The organism is Kosakonia sp., from assembly GCF_032104925.1.
GTDB lineage: Bacteria > Pseudomonadota > Gammaproteobacteria > Enterobacterales > Enterobacteriaceae > Kosakonia.
Genome location: NZ_DAMCGF010000005.1, coordinates 1 through 17,709, shown reverse-complemented (window position 1 = coordinate 17,709; position 17,709 = coordinate 1). Strand labels below are relative to the sequence as shown.

Here is a 17,709-nt window from a genome sequence, read left to right as displayed (position 1 = left end):
GAAGTTATGGAACACATTACGATAACCGTGCCTGCTGGCCGCGCAATACGCGGTAAAGCGCTGGCGGGCGTTGTGGGCTCCGGGGATATGGAGGTGTTATTCACCGCCGACCAGGGGCAAACACTGACAATTGAGATCACCACCTCCGTGGATAACAGCCGTGGACGCTGGGAAGCGTTGTTCAACCGTCTCGGTCTGGTAAGCACGCTGCCTGCGGGCCAGCTTGTGATCCACGATTTCGGCGCGACGCCCGGTGTGGCGCGCATCCGTATCGAACAGGTATTCGAAGAGGTGAGCTATGCGTGACGATCGCAGTTTTATCGAACTCAAAGCGCGCCAGCGCGCACAGGCACTGCTCGATGACGGCAGCTACCGCGAATTGCTGGATCCGTTTGAAGGCATTATTTCGCCATGGTTAGGCCCGCAGGGCATTGTGCCGCAGGCCGATGACGGCATGGTGGTCGCCAAAGGCACCATCAACGGTCAGCCGGCGGTTGTGGTGGCGATTGAAGGCGCGTTCCAGGGCGGCAGCATGGGCGAAGTTTCCGGCGCGAAAATGGCGGCGGCACTTGAGCTGGCGGCGGAAGATAACCGTAACGGCATCCCGACTCAGGCGGTGCTGTGCCTCGAAACCGGCGGCGTGCGCTTGCAGGAAGCCAACCTTGGGTTGGCGGCGATTGCCGATATTCACGCGGCGATTGTTGACCTGCGCCGTTACACGCCGGTTATCGGCATCGTTGCCGGTACGGTTGGCTGCTTCGGCGGGATGTCTATCGCCGCTGCGCTCTGTAGCTACCTGATTGTGACGCGCGAAGCCCGTCTTGGTCTGAACGGCCCGCAGGTTATCGAACAGGAAGCCGGGATTGAAGAGTACGACTCCCGCGACCGTCCGTTTATCTGGAGCATGACCGGCGGCGAAGTGCGTTATCGCAGCGGGCTGGTGGATGCGCTGGTCGGCGATGGCATCCATGCGGTGAAACAGGCGATGAATGAGGCGATTGCCAAAGGCGTACCGGCCAAACATCGCACCGATAACTACGACGATTATCTGCAACGTCTGACCCACTTCGACACCCGCAAACAAGCGGATGCCGAACAGATCAGCGCGTTGTTTGCCGGGGAGGGGAAAGCATGAGTACGACAGTAAGCCGCGGCGCGTTATGGCTGGAAAAACTGGCGCCGAATGCAACACGTCTGAGCGGGCTGTGCCCGTCTGTGCAGGCAGCCGATGGCAAGGTTAATGGCGAAGCGGTGCGTTTCATTGCCGTGGTGCCGGATGCCAACAACCATTATCCGCGTGCGGCAAAAGGTGAAGTCGGTCTGCTGGAGGGCTGGACGCTGGCGAAAGTGGTGAGCGAAACCGTTGCTGCCGATGCCAACAACAGCGTGAAGCGCCCAATCATTGCGGTGATTGATGTGCCAAGCCAGGCCTATGGTCGTCGTGAAGAAGCCTTTGGTATTCACCAGGCGCTAGCCGGTGCGGCTGCGGCTTACGCCAATGCGCGGCTGGCTGGGCATCCGGTGATTGGTTTGATCGTCGGTAAAGCGATGTCCGGGGCGTTTCTGGCCCACGGTTACCAGGCGAACCGCCTGATCGCCTTTAACGATGCCGGTGTGCTGATCCACGCCATGGGCAAAGAGTCGGCGGCGCGCATTACCTTGCGTACCGTGGAAGCGCTGGAAAAACTGGCGGCCACCATTCCGCCGATGGCTTATGACATCAGTAACTACGCGACACTGGGGCTGCTTGCCGATCTGCTGAACATCAGCAACCCGGACGCGCCGTCAGACGCCGACCTGGCGCAGGTGCAGAGCACCTTACACCAGGCCATCAACGACGCTCGTCAGGACACCACGTTGAAAAACCGTCTGGGTGCCGACAACCGCCGCAGCTCCGCTCTTGTGCGCGAACGCATGAAAGCGAGCTGGTAAGTAAAAAGAAACCTGCCAGATAGCAACGCATGGGCGCGCACGCCGCGCTCATGCGCTACTGAAAATAATAACCATCGCGCTAGTGCTATTTCTTTTTCTTTTAAAGGCTTACAGGTGATTTATGACTTACGTAATTGTTCATGCCCTCGCACCGATATTCGTCATCATGTTGCTGGGTTTCTGGGCGGGAAAGGCCAAAATGGTCGACAACAAAAACGTTTCCTTGCTGAATATCTTTGTAATGGATTTTGCTCTGCCCGCTGCGCTGTTTAGCGCTACTGTGCAGACGCCGTGGACCGGGATCATCGCGCAGTCACCGCTGATTCTGGTGCTGACCCTCTCCATGTGGATTACCTATGCCGCCATCTATTTTCTGGCGACCTCGGTTTTCAAAAAATCGCCGCAGGATGCCGCCGTACTGACGCTGACTGTCGCGCTGCCGAACTACGCCGCGCTCGGCCTGCCAATTCTGGGCAGCGTGCTGGGTGAAGGTTCGTCGACATCGCTCTCCGTTGCAGTTTCCATCGCCTGTGGTTCCGTGCTGATGACGCCGTTCTGCTTACTGATCCTTGAGCGTGAAAAAGCGCGAGCCGCGGGTGACAACACCGGTTCTACGCTGGCCATGCTGCCGGTACTGATGTGGCGCTCGGTGAAAAAACCGATTGTCTGGGGGCCGCTGCTGGGCGTGGTGCTCTCCGCTATCGGTATCAAAATGCCGGAACTGGTACTGGCATCCATCAAACCGCTTGGTCTCGCTGCGACGGCTGCGGCGCTGTTCCTGACCGGTGTGATCCTCTCGGCGAGAAAACTGGCGATTAACACCATGGTTATTTCTGCCACCATCACCAAACTGCTGATCCAACCAGCGATTGCGTGGGGGATTGTGCTGGTGTTGGGTCTGCACGGTTCGGTGGCAATCACCGCTATCCTGATGATTGCCCTGGCGGCAGGTTTCTTCGGTGTGGTATTTGGTAACCGCTTTGGCGTGCAATCGCCGGATGCAGAAGCCGTGCTGCTGTTGAGCTCTGTGCTCTGTATCCTGTCGCTGCCGCTGTTTATCTCGCTGACTTCAGGAATGTAATCATGACCGCAACATTACGCCCGCACGATCTGCTCTGGCTTCGCGCACAAGATGCGCTGGAAGGGGTAACCGAACCCTGGGTCGCAGAGATCTGGCACGCCGGTTTACCGGTGGTGGTGCGGCGTGATGTTGCCCAAAACGGACGCATCCCCGTTGGCGTACGCGGCCTGCGCCGCGACCAGCGCGCGGCGGGGTGGGTAAAGCCTGAACAGGTTATCCGTGTGGCCTCACCCGAACAACTGGTCGCACCGCAAGAACTGCCGCGTTCGCCGTTTATCTCCCAGCCGCCGGTACAACTGGCGCTGCAACTGGCGCAGTTTAGCTGGCCGTGGACGTGGGGAGTGACCGGCAGCAGCGGTTATGCGCTGGCGACCGGCATTCCGGTTATCCATGCGACCAGCGATCTCGACTTGCTGATCCGCGCGCCGGAACCGCTCTCCACCCGCGATCTGGCCCGCTGGCAACAGCAGCTTAGCGGCGGGCTTTGCCGGGCGGATACCCAGGTGGAAACGCCGAACGGCGGCTTTGCCTTAGCCGAGTGGCTGCGTGACGGGCGGGTGATGCTGAAAACCAACCACGGGCCGCGTATGGTGAGCGATCCGTGGCAAAGGGAGGATTCATGAAAATCATCTTTACTTTTCCGGGGCAGGGGACACAACGCCCGGGAATGTTACAAGCGCTTCCCGGCAGTGAAATGGACCAGGCCCGTGACCTGCTGGGCGCGGAAATCGACACCCTCGATACCGCCGAATCGCTAAAGCATACCCGCGCGGTACAACTGGCGCTGCTGATTGCCGGTGTCGCCTGGGCGCGCGAATTACAGCGGCGGGGCGTGCAAGCGGATATCACCAGCGGCCTGTCAATTGGCGCTTATCCGGCGGCGGTCGTGGCCGGCGCGCTCGATTTTCAGGATGCGCTGCGCCTGGTGGCCTTGCGTGGTGATTTGATGGAACAGGCGTATCCGCACGGTTACGGGCTGACGGCGATCATGGGGCTGACGTTGCCCACGGTGGAAACGCTGATCGAAGGCAGCGGAGCCTATATCGCTAATCTCAATGCCGAAACGCAGATTGTTATTGCCGGCAGCGATGAGGCGATGGCGCAGGTAGCGCAACAGGCATTAGCAAAAGGAGCCAGCAAGGCGCAGCGCCTCGCGGTCAGCGTACCTTCCCACTGTGCATTGCTGGAAAAACCCGCCGAAAAACTGGCGCAGGCGTTTGCAGATGTGACGCTCCGCCGCCCGCAGTGCGCTTATTTAAGCGGTAGCACCGGGCGCGTGTTGTGGCAGCCGGAGAAAATCGCTGACGATCTGGCGTGGAATATGGCGCGCACCGTGCGTTGGCAGGAGGCGGTCGTTGCCGCTAATGAACGTGACGCGCGGCTGGCAATTGAAATGCCGCCGGGCGGTATTCTGACTTGCCTGACCCGGCAAGCCACGTGGAACGGCGAAAGCATTTCGCTGGAGCGCAGCGGTGTGGATGTGGCGGTACATCTGGCGAATCGCCTCAGGATGCAGGCGTAATGTTTTCTTGCAGGCTGCGGGCGTACATGCGGCCTTCCGCCGCCAGCGCCAGCAAGTTGGGATCGCGCTCGCGATTGCGGGAAAAGACAATGGCGATCAACTGCTGCATTTGATACGGCTCGGCGAGGCGCAACATTTGCACTGATCCTTCGTAGACTTTCTTCATTCTTCCCGGTATCAGCGTAAAGCCGACGCCCGCCTGCACCAGGCTCAGCATAGAGAAGATGTCATTGACGCGGGTGACAATTTCCGGCTCAAAACCGGCAATATGAAACGCTTCCTGAAAACCGGCATAGGTGGCGAAGCCTTCGGCCAGCGAGACAAATTTTTGCGTGCGGTAGTCGCGCAGATCGGCCAGCGTATCGGTTTCAAGCGTGGCGCTCGCTGGTGCGGCAAGGAAGATGTCGTCATGAAACAGCGGCAGAACTTCGAGGTTGTTGCGGTCGATTTCGCTTTCTGAAATGGAGATCAAAATCGCGTCGAGCCTGCCTTCCTCAAGCATCTGCAACAGCGCTTCGTTCGAGCCCATCGTCAGATCCATCTCCAGATCCGGACGCCGCAATTTCATTCCCATTATCAGCCGCGGTACGGTTTCCTGCGTCAGGGAGTAGAGCGTGCCAACGCGCAACCGCCCCTGCCCAACGCCGGCAGTTTTACGCGCCTCATCCAGCCCACGCTCCATTAACTGCGTCACTTCCTGGCAATACTCCAACAACGTCCACGCGGCAGGCAGCGGGATCAGGTTACGGCCTTTATGGGCAAACAGCGGACAACGGACATTTTCTTCCAGCGTGTGCAGCGCACGGTGCACGCTCACGCCGCTGAGATTGAGCGCTTCGGCGGCACGCGCAATATTGCCTTTTTCCATAAAGGTCATGAAGATGCCCAGCTTGCGAAACGTAATGTCGTTGGTGATATCCAGATTCATAAGCTCTCCCGCCGCCGTTGTTGCGTGTTACTCCCCTTGCAACATGGCTTCCAGTTGCTCGTGCGCTTCCAGCCAGGCCATCTCGCACGCTTCGAGACCCGATTTTGCCGCCGCCTGCTGTTGCAGACAGGTGGTGAGCTCTGCTTTACGGCTTTGATCGTAAAGCCCGCTATCACCGAGTTTCTCTTCGGCCTGAGCAAGCTGAGCGTTGAGTTTTTCCATCTCTTTTTCCAGCCGGGCAATCTCTTTTCGCAGCGGCTGAGTTTGCGTGCGCAGCTCGGCTTCCCGGCGCTTCTGATCTTTGCGCGCCTGAGCGCTGTTGGCGCTCTCTTTTACCGTATCCGCAGGCTGGCTCTCCTGTTTTTGCACGTCGCTCAGCCACTGCTGATAATCTTCCAGATCGCCTTCGAACGGCTCTACTTTGCCGTCGTGCACCAGGTAGAGATCGTCTGTGGTTGAGCGAATCAGGTGGCGGTCATGCGACACGACCACTAACGCGCCTTCAAACTCAATCAGCGCTTCGGTCAGTGCCTGGCGCATATCGAGATCGAGGTGGTTGGTCGGTTCATCGAGCAGCAGCAGGTTTGGACGCTGCCAGACGATCAATGCCAGCACCAGACGCGCTTTTTCCCCGCCGGAGAAGCGTTCGGTTATTTCCGTGACTTTATCGCCCTGGAAACCAAAGCCGCCCAGGTAATCGCGCAGTTTCTGCTCCAGCTCCTGCGGTGCGAGGCGCGCCAGGTGCTGCAACGGCGATTCGTCAGCGCGTAAAAATTCCAGTTGATGCTGGGCGAAGTAACCGAGCTTAATACCTTTCGCCAGCCCGATTTCACCGCTCTGCGCCGCCAGTTCACCGGCCAGCAGTTTGATAAGCGTGGATTTACCCGCGCCGTTACGCCCCAGCAGGCCAATGCGCGAACCCGGCACCAGGTTGAGCTTAATGGCGTTCAGAATGGTGCGATCGCCGTAACCGGCGCTCACTTTTTCCATCTTTAATAGCGGGTTAGGCAGACTTTCCGGCGGGCGGAAACTGAAGTGGAACGGGTTATCAACATGCGCCGGGGCAATCAGCTCCATACGCTCAAGCATTTTGATACGGCTTTGCGCCTGCTTCGCCTTGCTGGCTTTTGCTTTGAAGCGGTCGATAAAACTTTGCAGATGGGCAACGCGCTGCTGCTGGCTTTCGTAAGTGGCCTGCTGCTGAGCAAGGCGTGTGGCGCGCTGGCGCTCAAACGAGCTGTAGTTGCCGGTATATTCGAACAGGCTTTGCTGCTCAATATGCAGAATTTTGTCCACCACCGGATCGAGAAAATCACGGTCGTGGGAAATCAGAATCAGCGTCCCTTGGTAGCTTTTCAGCCATTTTTCCAGCCAGATCACCGCATCGAGATCGAGGTGGTTGGTCGGTTCATCAAGCAGCAGTAAGTCGGAGCGGCAAATCAGCGCCTGCGCGAGGTTTAAACGCATACGCCAGCCACCGGAGAAGTCGCTTACCGGGCGCTCCAGTTGCTCGTTGCTGAAACCCAGACCGTGCAGCAGACTGGACGCGCGCGCGCGAATGGTCCACGCGTCGATGGCGTCCAGTTTGCCGTGCACGGTGGCGATGGCGTGACCATCGTTACGTTCGTTGGCGGCGTTCAGTTCGGCTTCAAGCTGGCGGTATTCGCGATCGCCATCGATTACATAGTCTATAGCCGCTTCATTCAGCGCTGGCGTTTCCTGGTTCACCCATGCCAGTTGCCAGGTGCCGGGAAACGTGAAGCTGCCTCCGTCGGCACCGATCTCGTTTTTCAATAGCGACAGCAGCGTTGATTTGCCGCAGCCGTTTTTACCCACCAGGCCTACTTTCTGGCCCGGGTTAATGGTGGCTGTGGCGTTATCCAGCAGGACACGCACGCCGCGACGAATTTGTAACGAGGAGAAAACAATCATAAGGCGCCGTATGTTCAGACTATGTTAATTTGTCATTATGATAATGTAAGAGTGCGGCCAAAAGACGCACCGGGGCCGCAATGGTAGCCCAAAATGAAGATGATAGACAAAATCATTCTGGCAGCGCCCACAGGCCGCTCGCCAGAGTTTGACACCCGGGAGGGGAATGATGTCGCAGACAGCGAAAGTGTTGCTGCTGTATGCCCATCCGGAATCACAGGACTCGGTGGCTAACCGGGTTTTGCTTAAGCCGGCAACGCAGCTGCAAAATGTCACGGTGCACGATCTTTATGCCCGTTACCCTGACTTTTTTATCGATATTCCTTATGAACAGGCGTTGCTGCGTGAGCATGACGTCATTGTGTTTCAACATCCGTTATATACCTACAGTTGCCCGGCGCTGCTCAAAGAGTGGCTTGATCGTGTGTTAAGCCGTGGCTTTGCCAGCGGCATTGGCGGGAACCAACTCGCGGGAAAGTATTGGCGTAGCGTGGTCACCACCGGGGAACCGGAGGCCGCGTATCGCCACGATGGGCTTAACCGCTACTCCATGAATGATATTTTGCGCCCGTTTGAGCTGACTGCCGCCATGTGCCGCATGCACTGGTTAAGCCCGATTATTGTGTACTGGGCGCGCCGGCAACAGCCGCAGGAGTTGGCGAGTCACGCCAAAGCGTATGGTGACTGGCTGGCGTCACCGTTGCCTGTGGGAGGCCGTTAATGGAAGGTTCCGCGCTTTTACTGGCCGGTGTGTTATTTCTTTTTGCGGCGGTGGTCGCTGTTCCGCTTGCCGCGCGTTTAGGGATTGGCGCGGTGCTCGGCTACCTGCTTGCGGGTATCGTGATTGGCCCGTGGGGGCTGGGGTTTATCAGCGATGTTGATGAAATCCTCCATTTCTCCGAGCTGGGCGTGGTGTTTCTGATGTTTATCATCGGGCTGGAGCTGAACCCGCGAAAACTTTGGGAACTTCGGCGCTCCATCTTTGGCGTCGGCGCGGCGCAGGTGCTGCTGAGTGCGGCGATCCTCGCCGGGCTGCTGATGCTGACGCAATTTTCCTGGCAGGCGGCGGTGATTGGCGGTATCGGCCTGGCGATGTCTTCCACCGCGATGGCGCTGCAACTGATGCGCGATAAAGGCATGAACCGCAGCGAATCCGGCCAACTGGGATTTTCGGTGCTGCTGTTTCAGGATTTAGCAGTGATCCCGGCGCTGGCGCTAGTGCCGTTGCTGGCGGGCAATGGTGATGAGCATCTCGACTGGATGAAAGTCGGCATGAAAGTGCTGGCGTTCGCGGGCATGTTGATTGGCGGGCGTTATTTGCTGCGGCCTGTGTTCCGCTTTATTGCCGGTTCCGGCGTGCGTGAAGTGTTTACCGCCGCGACGTTACTGTTGGTGCTTGGCTCGGCGCTGTTTATGGATGCACTGGGGTTATCGATGGCGCTGGGAACCTTTATCGCCGGTGTGTTGCTGGCCGAAAGTGAATATCGCCACGAGCTGGAGATCGCCATCGAGCCTTTTAAGGGGCTGTTGCTGGGGCTGTTTTTTATTTCCGTTGGCATGGCGCTGAACCTTGGGGTGCTCTATACCCATCTGTTATGGGTGGTACTGAGCGTTGCGGTACTGGTGGCGGTGAAATCACTGGTGCTGTACGGGCTGGCGCGAATATACGGTTTGCGCAGTTCGGAGCGTATGCAGTTCGCCGGTGTGTTAAGCCAGGGGGGTGAATTCGCGTTTGTCTTGTTCTCCTCGGCGTCTTCTCAGCGCTTGTTCCAGAACGATCAAATGGCGCTGCTGCTGGTCACCGTCACGTTGTCGATGATGACCACACCGCTGCTGATGCGCGGCGTGGATAAACTGCTCTCCCGGCGTTTTAACACCCCGGAAGATGAAGATGAGACTCCATGGGTGGAAGACGACAAACCGCAGGTGATTGTGGTGGGGTTTGGGCGTTTTGGTCAGGTGATTGGCCGCTTGTTAATGGCGAACAAGATGCGCATTACCGTGCTTGAGCGCGATATCAGCGCCGTCAACCTGATGCGTAAATATGGTTATAAGGTCTATTACGGGGATGCAACCCAAGTGGAGCTGCTGCGCTCGGCGGGCGCGGAAGCGGCGCAATCGATCGTCATCACCTGTAATGACCCGCTGGATACGATGAAGCTGGTGGAGATTTGCCAGCAGCATTTTCCGAACCTGGCAATCCTGGCTCGCGCCCGTGGGCGTGTGGAAGCACATGAACTCCTGCAGGCCGGTGTGACGCAGTTTTCCCGCGAGACCTTCTCCAGTGCGCTGGAGTTAGGACGCAAGACGCTTATTTCGCTGGGGATGCATCCGCATCAGGCTCAGCGTGCGCAACTGCACTTTAAACGTTTAGATATGCGTATGCTGCGCGAGCTGATGCCGGTGCATACCGATACGATGCAAATTTCCCGTGTCCGCGAAGCGCGGCGCGAGCTGGAGGAGATTTTCCAGCGTGAAATGCAGCAAGAGCGTCGCCAGCTGGATGGCTGGGACGAGTTTGAATAAGGGGAATCGAATGGCTGTACGAAAACGTTTTATCGCCGGGGCGGTTTGCCCGGCATGCCAGGCGAAGGACTCAATGGCAATGTGGCGTGAGAATAATGTCGATATTGTTGAGTGCGTTAAGTGTGGGCACCAGATGCGTGAAGCGGATAAAGAAGCCCGCGAGCATGTTCGCAAAGATGAGCAAGTGATTGGCATTTTTCATCCGGACTAGCGAGATCGGGCAGCTTTTTTTAAGCTAAAGGGTACACGGGTGCAGAATTCCGCTACAATCTGCGCCAGTAATTTTCCCACGCTCAGGAGATATCATGAAAGTAGCAAAAGACCTGGTGGTCAGCCTGGCCTATCAGGTACGTACAGAAGACGGTGTATTGGTTGATGAGTCTCCGGTGAGTGCGCCGCTGGACTACCTGCACGGTCACGGTTCCCTGATCTCTGGTCTGGAAAACGCGCTGGACGGTCACGAAGTCGGCGACAAATTCGATGTGGCTGTTGGCGCGAACGACGCTTACGGTCAGTACGACGAAAACCTGGTGCAACGCGTACCGAAAGACGTCTTTATGGGCGTTGACGAGCTGCAGGTTGGCATGCGCTTCCTGGCGGAAACCGACCAGGGCCCGGTACCGGTAGAAATCACCGAAGTGGAAGACGACCACGTTGTTGTTGACGGCAACCACATGCTGGCTGGCCAGAATCTGAAGTTCAACGTTGAAGTTGTCGCTATCCGCGAAGCAACCGAAGAAGAGCTGGCTCACGGCCACGTTCACGGTCCGCATGGTCACGATCATGACCACGACCACGATCACGACGGTTGCTGCGGCGGCCACGGTCACGATCACGGCCATGACCACGGGAAAGGTGGTTGCGGCGGTAACGGTGGCTGCGGCTGCCACTAATACGCGTCGTCTTTCGCGTCGCAGGGGCGTTGGCTTCGCTTTTAAACCCCGGTCGCATAGTTTTCTGTGCTCCCGGGGATTTTCAAGTTTGCCGCCTGCCTGCAACACGAAATCCATAGCGTCAGTGATGAGCGGGGAAACCCGCTTTTTTTACGCCTTAATAATGGGGCGGCGGCGTCTCTTCTGAAGGGGAGGCCATGTGCGAAGGCTGGCTGGCTTTGAGCTTTTCTGCCATTAACCGCAGATGTTCGCGCAGCTTCGCCATTTCCAGTTCATGGGCGACAACCGTCTGGTTCAATTCCTCAATGGTCTTCTCCTGAAAAGCCAACCGGCTTTCCAGTTCCGCCAGTCGCGCTTCTATTGTTAACTCATGCATACATCACCTCTGGATTGCGTCCGGCCCGATTTTCATTAAACGGGCGAATTTTACTGAACTTTGCTGCCAGGTACAGCTCTGGCAAAGAAAAGCAGAAACTTATTTAAACAAAAATAGTCAGAAAACAGGTGAATTCAGGTGGTGTCCTTATGTTGATTTCCACCGCAACGCTTTATAGTACGTCTCTTACTTTTTGTTTAACCCTGGGGCGAGATGCCCCGGCCCCTGGAGAAATGGATGAAATCACTGTTTAAAGTCACGCTGCTGGCGACCACGATGGCCGTCGCCCTTCACGCACCGATCTCTTTCGCTGCCGATGCTGCTGCAAAGAAAGAACCGGCTGCAGCAGCTGACAGCAAAGCGGCATTTAAAAATGACGACCAGAAATCCGCCTATGCGCTGGGCGCTTCGCTGGGCCGCTACATGGAAAACTCGCTGAAAGAGCAGGAAAAACTGGGCATTAAACTGGATAAAGCTCAGCTGATCGCTGGTGTTCAGGACGCGTTTGCCGATAAGAGCAAACTGAGCGACCAGGAGATCGAACAAACCCTGCAAGCGTTTGAGACCCGTGTGAAAACTGCCGCGCAGGATCGCATGGAAAAAGACGCTGCTGACAACGAAGCGAAAGGCAAAGCCTTCCGTGACACCTTCGCTAAAGAGAAAGGTGTGAAAACGTCCGATACCGGTCTGCTGTACAAAGTAGAGAAAGAAGGTACCGGCGATGCGCCGAAAGACAGCGACACGGTTGTTGTGAACTACAAAGGTACGCTGATCGACGGTAAAGAGTTCGATAACTCTTACACCCGTGGTGAGCCGCTCTCTTTCCGTCTTGATGGTGTTATCCCTGGCTGGACTGAAGGCCTGAAAAACATCAAGAAAGGCGGCAAGATCAAACTGGTTATCCCGCCGGCACTGGCTTACGGGAAAACTGGCGTTCCGGGTATTCCGGCTAACTCCACGCTGGTATTCGATGTAGAGCTGTTGGATATCAAGGCCGCGCCGAAAGCCGATGCTGCAGCACCGAAAGCTGACGCCCCGGCGGCAGATGCTGCTCCGGCAGCCGGTGATAAAGCTGCTGATGCGAAAGCCGCAGACACCAGTAAGAAATAAAATTTGCAATAACGCCGCCTTCGGGCGGCGTTTTTTTTTGCAGCAGGGATATAATTCTGGAAAGCTTAACCTACGATGTATTAATTTATATCCCCATATAAATACTGAGCCTGCCCTGAAAACATAACGACAGGTTCCTGAAAAGGAGTGTTTTTTTTCATGTCCAGGTCGCTATTAACCAACGAAACCAGTGAGCTTGATTTACTGGATCAACGTCCTTTCGATCAGACCGACTTCGATATCCTGAAATCCTATGAAGCGGTGGTGGACGGGTTAGCGATGCTCATTGGTAGCCACTGTGAAATCGTTTTGCACTCCCTGCAAGATTTGAAATGTTCCGCAATCCGTATTGCCAATGGCGAACACACAGGGCGTAAAATTGGCTCGCCCATCACCGATCTCGCCCTGCGCATGCTGCATGATATGACCGGTGCCGACAGCAGCGTATCGAAGTGCTACTTCACGCGTGCGAAAAGCGGTGTGCTGATGAAGTCCGTCACTATTGCTATCCGTAACCGCGATCACCGCGTGATTGGCCTGTTGTGCATCAACATGAACCTTGATGTGCCGTTCTCACAGATCATGAGCACCTTTGTGCCGCCGGAAACGCCTGATGTTGGCTCTTCGGTGAACTTTGCTTCCTCGGTGGAAGATCTGGTCATGCAAACGCTGGAGTTCACCATTGAAGAGGTCAACGCGGATCGTAACGTTTCCAACAACGCCAAGAATCGCCAGATCGTACTGAACCTCTACGAGAAGGGGATCTTTGATATCAAAGATGCTATCAACCAGGTCGCCGATCGTCTCAATATTTCCAAGCACACCGTTTACCTCTATATCCGCCAGTTCAAAAGCGGCGATTTTTCCGTACAGGATCGTTAATGCGTTTTGCCCTGATGGTCACCGGCCCGGCGTATGGTACACAACAGGCCAGCAGCGCGTACCAGTTTGCGCAGGCGCTACTGGATGCCGGGCATACACTAGCCAGCGTTTTTTTTTATCGCGAAGGGGTGAGCAATGCCAACGCGCTCACTGCGCCCGCCAGTGATGAATTTGACCTGGTTCGCGCCTGGCAACGCCTGCATGAGGAACATCAGGTCGAGCTGCATATCTGCGTTGCCGCCGCATTGCGTCGCGGCATTGTTGATGATGCCGAAGCACAACGTCTGGCGCTGCCTGGTGCAAACCTGCAAGCCGGTTTTTCACTGACCGGGCTTGGCGCGCTGGCGGAAGCCGCGCTCTCTTGCGATCGGGTGGTGCAATTCTGATGCAACGTATCGCCTTTGTGTTTTCTTCAGCGCCGCATGGCTCCTCTTCTGGTCGCGAAGGGCTGGATGCGTTGCTGGCGACTTCTGCGTTTACCGACGATATCGGCGTGTTTTTTATTGGTGATGGTGTATTCCAGTTGCTGGCCAATCAGCGGCCGGATGGGGTATTAGCGCGCGATTACATCGCGACGTTTAAAGTTCTGCCGCTTTATGACATCGAACAGTGCTGGCTGTGTGCAGATTCGCTACGTGAGCGTGGGTTAGGCGAGGAGACAACCTTTGTGTTGCCGGCTCAGCGCCTGGAACCGGACGCGCTGCGCGAAAAGCTCGATAGCTACACCGTCGTTCTGACCTTTTGAGGCATTTATGCTGCATACCTTGTCCCGCTCTCCCTGGCAGTGTGATATGGCGTCGATGCTCCGTTTGCTGCGCCCCGGCGACGATCTGCTGCTGCTTTCAGATGGCGTAACGGCGGCCTTGCAAAACGGGCGCTATGTTGAGTTATTGCTAAACGCCCCCATAACTGTGCACGCGCTGAAAGAAGATATCGATGCCCGTGGTCTGGGTGGTCAAATTTCAAGCAGCGTTGTCAGGGTTGGCTATACTGATTTCGTTAGCCTGACGGTGAAAAACGCTGTTCAGATGCATTGGTAATGTGTGATCGCTGTATATTTCTTGACACCTTTTAAGCACAGCCATAAAATTCTGCGTCCTCATATTATATGAGGTCGTTTTATTACGTGTTTACGAAGCAAAAGCTAAAACCAGGAGCTATTTAATGGCAACAGTTAACCAGCTGGTACGCAAACCACGCGCTCGCAAAGTTGCAAAAAGCAACGTGCCTGCGCTGGAAGCATGCCCGCAAAAACGTGGCGTATGTACTCGCGTATATACTACCACCCCGAAAAAACCGAACTCCGCACTGCGTAAAGTATGTCGTGTTCGTTTGACCAACGGTTTTGAAGTGACTTCCTACATCGGTGGTGAAGGTCACAACCTGCAGGAGCACTCCGTGATCCTGATCCGTGGCGGTCGTGTAAAAGACCTCCCGGGTGTTCGTTACCACACTGTACGTGGCGCGCTCGACTGCTCCGGTGTTAAAGACCGTAAGCAATCTCGCTCCAAATACGGCGTGAAACGTCCTAAGGCTTAATGGTTCTCCGTTAAGTAAGGCCAAACTGTTTTAACTTTAATGTCAAACTAAACTCTTAGAGTTTTGGACAATCCTGAATTAACAACGGAGTATTTCCATGCCACGTCGTCGTGTTATTGGTCAGCGTAAAATTCTGCCGGATCCGAAGTTCGGATCAGAACTGCTGGCTAAATTTGTCAATATCCTGATGGTAGACGGTAAAAAATCTACTGCAGAAGCAATCGTATACAGCGCGCTTGAGACCCTGGCTCAGCGTTCTGGTAAAAATGAACTGGAAGCTTTCGAAGTAGCTCTCGAAAACGTGCGCCCGACTGTCGAAGTTAAGTCTCGCCGCGTTGGTGGTTCTACTTATCAGGTTCCGGTTGAAGTTCGTCCGGTTCGTCGCAATGCTCTGGCAATGCGTTGGATCGTTGAAGCTGCTCGTAAACGCGGTGATAAATCCATGGCTCTGCGCCTGGCGAACGAACTTTCCGATGCTGCGGACAACAAAGGTACTGCAGTTAAGAAACGTGAAGACGTTCACCGTATGGCCGAAGCCAACAAGGCGTTCGCACACTACCGTTGGTAATCCCTTCGGAGTTTTAGTCACATGGCGGGCGCTTCAAGCAAGTGGCCCGCCGTTTGGCAACTTAAATCTGAACGCCTAAAGAGACAAACGAGGAATCAAATGGCTCGTACAACACCCATCGCACGCTACCGTAACATTGGTATCAGTGCGCACATCGACGCCGGTAAAACCACGACTACCGAACGTATTCTGTTCTACACCGGTGTAAACCACAAAATCGGTGAAGTTCATGACGGCGCCGCAACCATGGACTGGATGGAGCAGGAGCAGGAGCGTGGTATTACCATTACCTCCGCAGCGACTACTGCATTCTGGTCTGGTATGGCGAAGCAGTATGAACCGCATCGCGTAAACATCATCGACACCCCGGGGCACGTTGACTTCACCATCGAAGTAGAACGTTCCATGCGTGTTCTTGACGGTGCGGTAATGGTTTACTGCGCCGTTGGTGGTGTTCAGCCGCAGTCTGAAACCGTATGGCGTCAGGCAAACAAATATAAAGTTCCGCGCATTGCGTTCGTTAACAAAATGGACCGCATGGGCGCTAACTTCCTGAAAGTTGTTGGTCAGATCAAAACCCGTCTGGGCGCGAACCCGGTTCCGCTGCAGCTGGCAATTGGTGCTGAAGAAGGTTTCACCGGTGTTGTTGACCTGGTGAAAATGAAAGCCATCAACTGGAACGATGCAGACCAGGGCGTTACCTTCGAATACGAAGATATTCCGGCTGAGATGCAGGATCTGGCTGACGAATGGCACCAGAATCTGATCGAATCCGCTGCTGAAGCTTCTGAAGAGCTGATGGAGAAATACCTGGGTGGTGAAGAACTGACTGAAGAAGAGATCAAAAAAGCTCTGCGTCAGCGTGTTCTGAACAACGAAATCATCCTGGTAACTTGTGGTTCTGCATTTAAGAACAAAGGTGTTCAGGCGATGCTGGATGCGGTAGTTGACTACCTGCCGTCCCCGACTGACGTACCTGCGATCAACGGTATCCTGGACGATGGTAAAGATACTCCGGCTGAGCGTCACGCAAGTGATGAAGAGCCGTTCTCTGCGCTGGCGTTCAAAATCGCTACCGACCCGTTCGTTGGTAACCTGACCTTCTTCCGTGTTTACTCCGGTGTGGTTAACTCTGGTGATACCATCCTGAACTCCGTGAAAGCTGCACGTGAGCGTTTCGGTCGTATCGTTCAGATGCACGCTAACAAACGTGAAGAGATCAAAGAAGTTCGCGCTGGCGACATCGCTGCTGCTATCGGTCTGAAAGACGTGACCACTGGTGACACCCTGTGTGACCCGGATCATCCGATCATTCTGGAACGTATGGAATTCCCGGAACCGGTAATTTCCATCGCGGTAGAACCGAAAACCAAAGCTGACCAGGAAAAAATGGGTCTGGCTCTGGGCCGTCTGGCGAAAGAAGACCCGTCATTCCGCGTATGGACTGATGAAGAATCTAACCAGACCATTATCGCCGGTATGGGTGAGCTGCACCTCGACATCATCGTTGACCGTATGAAACGTGAATTCAACGTTGAAGCGAACGTCGGTAAACCTCAGGTTGCTTACCGCGAAGCGATTCGTGCGAAAGTTACCGATATCGAAGGTAAACACGCTAAGCAGTCTGGTGGTCGCGGTCAGTACGGTCATGTTGTTATCGACATGTACCCGCTGGAGCCGGGCTCTAACCCGAAAGGTTACGAGTTCATCAACGACATCAAAGGTGGTGTAATTCCTGGCGAATACATCCCGGCCGTTGATAAAGGTATCCAGGAACAGCTGAAATCTGGTCCGCTGGCGGGTTACCCGGTAGTTGATCTCGGTGTGCGTCTGCACTTCGGTTCTTACCACGACGTTGACTCCTCTGAACTGGCGTTTAAACTGGCTGCGTCTATTGCCTTTAAAGATGGCTTTAAGAAAGCGAAACCAGTTCTGCTTGAGCCGATCATGAAGGTTGAAGTAGAGACTCCGGAAGAGAACACCGGTGACGTAATCGGTGACCTTAGCCGTCGTCGCGGTATGCTGCGCGGTCAGGAATCTGAAGTTACTGGCGTTAAGATCCACGCTGAAGTTCCGCTGTCTGAAATGTTCGGATATGCAACTCAGCTGCGTTCTCTGACCAAAGGTCGTGCGTCTTATACTATGGAATTCCTGAAGTATGATGATGCGCCGAACAACGTTGCTCAGGCCGTAATTGAAGCCCGTGGTAAATAAGCCGCAGGGTTAAAACCAAAGTCCCGTGCTCTCTCCAAAGAGGGAGAGCACTATAGTAAGGAATAAAGCCGTGTCTAAAGAAAAATTTGAACGTACAAAACCGCACGTCAACGTCGGTACTATCGGCCACGTTGACCATGGTAAAACTACTCTGACTGCTGCAATCACTACCGTTCTGGCTAAAACCTACGGTGGTTCTGCTCGCG

22 protein-coding genes are annotated in these 17,709 nt (G+C 55.3%); 19 read left to right on the top strand and 3 right to left on the bottom strand.

The features are described 5' to 3' along the window. Positions 1-6 precede the first annotated feature (6 nt). From mdcC to mdcH, 6 genes are all read left to right on the top strand, one after another. Complete coding sequence (gene mdcC / locus RT644_RS11715; RefSeq protein WP_313626772.1) at positions 7-306, top strand: malonate decarboxylase acyl carrier protein; 300 nt, start codon at positions 7-9, stop codon at positions 304-306. Further along, complete coding sequence (locus RT644_RS11710; RefSeq protein WP_097406518.1) at positions 299-1,135, top strand: biotin-independent malonate decarboxylase subunit beta; 837 nt, start codon at positions 299-301, stop codon at positions 1,133-1,135. Before mdcC ends, RT644_RS11710 begins: the two co-directional genes overlap by 8 nt. Beyond that, positions 1,132-1,932 (top strand): biotin-independent malonate decarboxylase subunit gamma, encoded by an 801-nt coding sequence (mdcE, locus tag RT644_RS11705; RefSeq protein ID WP_160268483.1) that lies wholly within the window; start codon positions 1,132-1,134, stop codon positions 1,930-1,932. The genes RT644_RS11710 and mdcE overlap by 4 nt, the downstream gene beginning before the upstream one ends. Positions 1,933-2,053: 121 nt before the next feature. Continuing rightward, the gene (locus RT644_RS11700) at positions 2,054-3,013 is read left to right on the top strand and encodes an AEC family transporter (RefSeq protein WP_097406520.1); all 960 of its coding nucleotides are present in this window, start codon (positions 2,054-2,056) and stop codon (positions 3,011-3,013) included. A 2-nt stretch (positions 3,014-3,015) separates the two neighbouring features. Continuing rightward, positions 3,016-3,636, top strand: coding sequence for a malonate decarboxylase holo-ACP synthase (locus tag RT644_RS11695; protein ID WP_313626769.1), 621 nt, complete (start codon positions 3,016-3,018; stop codon positions 3,634-3,636). Next, positions 3,633-4,535, top strand: coding sequence for a malonate decarboxylase subunit epsilon (gene mdcH, locus RT644_RS11690; protein WP_313626768.1), 903 nt, complete (start codon positions 3,633-3,635; stop codon positions 4,533-4,535). The genes RT644_RS11695 and mdcH overlap by 4 nt, the downstream gene beginning before the upstream one ends. Here the strand turns inward: mdcH and RT644_RS11685 are convergent. Both RT644_RS11685 and RT644_RS11680 read right to left on the bottom strand, forming a co-directional pair. Continuing rightward, complete coding sequence (locus RT644_RS11685; RefSeq protein ID WP_313626766.1) at positions 4,519-5,463, bottom strand: LysR family transcriptional regulator; 945 nt, start codon at positions 5,461-5,463, stop codon at positions 4,519-4,521. The two genes, mdcH and RT644_RS11685, sit on opposite strands and share 17 nt — an antisense overlap. A 27-nt stretch (positions 5,464-5,490) precedes the next feature. Further along, positions 5,491-7,395 (bottom strand): ABC transporter ATP-binding protein, encoded by a 1,905-nt coding sequence (locus tag RT644_RS11680; protein WP_313626764.1) that lies wholly within the window; start codon positions 7,393-7,395, stop codon positions 5,491-5,493. Between the two features lie 166 nt (positions 7,396-7,561). Here RT644_RS11680 and kefG point away from each other — a divergent pair, with 166 nt between their 5' ends. The 4 genes from kefG (at position 7,562) to slyD (ending at position 10,814) form a co-directional block, all read left to right on the top strand. Further along, positions 7,562-8,116: a glutathione-regulated potassium-efflux system ancillary protein KefG gene (gene kefG / locus RT644_RS11675; RefSeq protein ID WP_071925236.1), complete on the top strand. Its 555-nt coding sequence runs from the start codon at positions 7,562-7,564 to the stop codon at positions 8,114-8,116. Further along, complete coding sequence (kefB, locus tag RT644_RS11670; protein WP_313626762.1) at positions 8,116-9,921, top strand: glutathione-regulated potassium-efflux system protein KefB; 1,806 nt, start codon at positions 8,116-8,118, stop codon at positions 9,919-9,921. The genes kefG and kefB overlap by 1 nt, the downstream gene beginning before the upstream one ends. A 10-nt stretch (positions 9,922-9,931) precedes the next feature. Then, on the top strand, positions 9,932-10,132 hold the full coding sequence (locus RT644_RS11665) for a YheV family putative zinc ribbon protein (protein WP_017459891.1): 201 nt from the start codon (positions 9,932-9,934) through the stop codon (positions 10,130-10,132). Between the two features lie 94 nt (positions 10,133-10,226). Continuing rightward, positions 10,227-10,814: a peptidylprolyl isomerase gene (gene slyD, locus RT644_RS11660; RefSeq protein ID WP_017459892.1), complete on the top strand. Its 588-nt coding sequence runs from the start codon at positions 10,227-10,229 to the stop codon at positions 10,812-10,814. Between the two features lie 157 nt (positions 10,815-10,971). Here the strand turns inward: slyD and RT644_RS11655 are convergent, their stop codons facing one another. Beyond that, positions 10,972-11,190, bottom strand: coding sequence for a protein SlyX (locus RT644_RS11655; RefSeq protein WP_020455503.1), 219 nt, complete (start codon positions 11,188-11,190; stop codon positions 10,972-10,974). Between the two features lie 237 nt (positions 11,191-11,427). Here RT644_RS11655 and fkpA point away from each other — a divergent pair, with 237 nt between their 5' ends. The 9 genes from fkpA to RT644_RS11610 form a co-directional block, all read left to right on the top strand. Further along, positions 11,428-12,300, top strand: coding sequence for an FKBP-type peptidyl-prolyl cis-trans isomerase (gene fkpA / locus RT644_RS11650; protein ID WP_020455502.1), 873 nt, complete (start codon positions 11,428-11,430; stop codon positions 12,298-12,300). Between the two features lie 159 nt (positions 12,301-12,459). Then, entirely contained in the window at positions 12,460-13,182 is a 723-nt protein-coding gene (locus tag RT644_RS11645) for a transcriptional regulator (RefSeq protein ID WP_017459895.1), read from the top strand. Next, on the top strand, positions 13,182-13,568 hold the full coding sequence (gene tusD / locus RT644_RS11640) for a sulfurtransferase complex subunit TusD (protein ID WP_313626761.1): 387 nt from the start codon (positions 13,182-13,184) through the stop codon (positions 13,566-13,568). The genes RT644_RS11645 and tusD overlap by 1 nt, the downstream gene beginning before the upstream one ends. Next, positions 13,568-13,927 (top strand): sulfurtransferase complex subunit TusC, encoded by a 360-nt coding sequence (tusC, locus tag RT644_RS11635; protein WP_313626760.1) that lies wholly within the window; start codon positions 13,568-13,570, stop codon positions 13,925-13,927. The genes tusD and tusC overlap by 1 nt, the downstream gene beginning before the upstream one ends. Positions 13,928-13,934: 7 nt before the next feature. After that, positions 13,935-14,222, top strand: a complete 288-nt coding sequence (gene tusB, locus RT644_RS11630; RefSeq protein ID WP_045507925.1) for a sulfurtransferase complex subunit TusB — start codon at positions 13,935-13,937, stop codon at positions 14,220-14,222. Between the two features lie 124 nt (positions 14,223-14,346). After that, positions 14,347-14,721 carry a 30S ribosomal protein S12 gene (rpsL, locus tag RT644_RS11625; protein ID WP_003023654.1) on the top strand — a complete coding sequence of 125 codons (375 nt, stop codon included), beginning with the start codon at positions 14,347-14,349 and terminating at the stop codon, positions 14,719-14,721. Between the two features lie 97 nt (positions 14,722-14,818). Continuing rightward, on the top strand, positions 14,819-15,289 hold the full coding sequence (gene rpsG / locus RT644_RS11620; protein ID WP_007369802.1) for a 30S ribosomal protein S7: 471 nt from the start codon (positions 14,819-14,821) through the stop codon (positions 15,287-15,289). Positions 15,290-15,388: 99 nt separating this feature from the next. Further along, positions 15,389-17,503 carry an elongation factor G gene (fusA, locus tag RT644_RS11615; protein WP_020455498.1) on the top strand — a complete coding sequence of 705 codons (2,115 nt, stop codon included), beginning with the start codon at positions 15,389-15,391 and terminating at the stop codon, positions 17,501-17,503. A 70-nt stretch (positions 17,504-17,573) separates the two neighbouring features. Next, a partial coding sequence (locus RT644_RS11610) for a GTP-binding protein (protein WP_009484166.1) occupies positions 17,574-17,709 on the top strand: 136 nt, incomplete at its 3' end.

Bases quoted from the DNA above. Each gene is read 5' to 3' on its own strand.
- tusC (WP_313626760.1), top strand. From the start codon at position 13,568: ATGCAACGTATCGCCTTTGTGTTTTCTTCAGCGCCGCATGGCTCCTCT.
- RT644_RS11685 (WP_313626766.1), bottom strand. From the start codon at position 5,463: ATGAATCTGGATATCACCAACGACATTACGTTTCGCAAGCTGGGCATC.
- RT644_RS11655 (WP_020455503.1), bottom strand. From the start codon at position 11,190: ATGCATGAGTTAACAATAGAAGCGCGACTGGCGGAACTGGAAAGCCGG.
- RT644_RS11710 (WP_097406518.1), top strand. From the start codon at position 299: ATGCGTGACGATCGCAGTTTTATCGAACTCAAAGCGCGCCAGCGCGCA.
- mdcC (WP_313626772.1), top strand. From the start codon at position 7: ATGGAACACATTACGATAACCGTGCCTGCTGGCCGCGCAATACGCGGT.
- fkpA (WP_020455502.1), top strand. From the start codon at position 11,428: ATGAAATCACTGTTTAAAGTCACGCTGCTGGCGACCACGATGGCCGTC.
- kefB (WP_313626762.1), top strand. From the start codon at position 8,116: ATGGAAGGTTCCGCGCTTTTACTGGCCGGTGTGTTATTTCTTTTTGCG.
- kefG (WP_071925236.1), top strand. From the start codon at position 7,562: ATGATGTCGCAGACAGCGAAAGTGTTGCTGCTGTATGCCCATCCGGAA.
- RT644_RS11695 (WP_313626769.1), top strand. From the start codon at position 3,016: ATGACCGCAACATTACGCCCGCACGATCTGCTCTGGCTTCGCGCACAA.
- RT644_RS11665 (WP_017459891.1), top strand. From the start codon at position 9,932: ATGGCTGTACGAAAACGTTTTATCGCCGGGGCGGTTTGCCCGGCATGC.
- slyD (WP_017459892.1), top strand. From the start codon at position 10,227: ATGAAAGTAGCAAAAGACCTGGTGGTCAGCCTGGCCTATCAGGTACGT.
- tusB (WP_045507925.1), top strand. From the start codon at position 13,935: ATGCTGCATACCTTGTCCCGCTCTCCCTGGCAGTGTGATATGGCGTCG.
- mdcE (WP_160268483.1), top strand. From the start codon at position 1,132: ATGAGTACGACAGTAAGCCGCGGCGCGTTATGGCTGGAAAAACTGGCG.
- mdcH (WP_313626768.1), top strand. From the start codon at position 3,633: ATGAAAATCATCTTTACTTTTCCGGGGCAGGGGACACAACGCCCGGGA.
- RT644_RS11680 (WP_313626764.1), bottom strand. From the start codon at position 7,395: ATGATTGTTTTCTCCTCGTTACAAATTCGTCGCGGCGTGCGTGTCCTG.
- RT644_RS11645 (WP_017459895.1), top strand. From the start codon at position 12,460: ATGTCCAGGTCGCTATTAACCAACGAAACCAGTGAGCTTGATTTACTG.
- rpsL (WP_003023654.1), top strand. From the start codon at position 14,347: ATGGCAACAGTTAACCAGCTGGTACGCAAACCACGCGCTCGCAAAGTT.
- fusA (WP_020455498.1), top strand. From the start codon at position 15,389: ATGGCTCGTACAACACCCATCGCACGCTACCGTAACATTGGTATCAGT.
- rpsG (WP_007369802.1), top strand. From the start codon at position 14,819: ATGCCACGTCGTCGTGTTATTGGTCAGCGTAAAATTCTGCCGGATCCG.
- tusD (WP_313626761.1), top strand. From the start codon at position 13,182: ATGCGTTTTGCCCTGATGGTCACCGGCCCGGCGTATGGTACACAACAG.
- RT644_RS11700 (WP_097406520.1), top strand. From the start codon at position 2,054: ATGACTTACGTAATTGTTCATGCCCTCGCACCGATATTCGTCATCATG.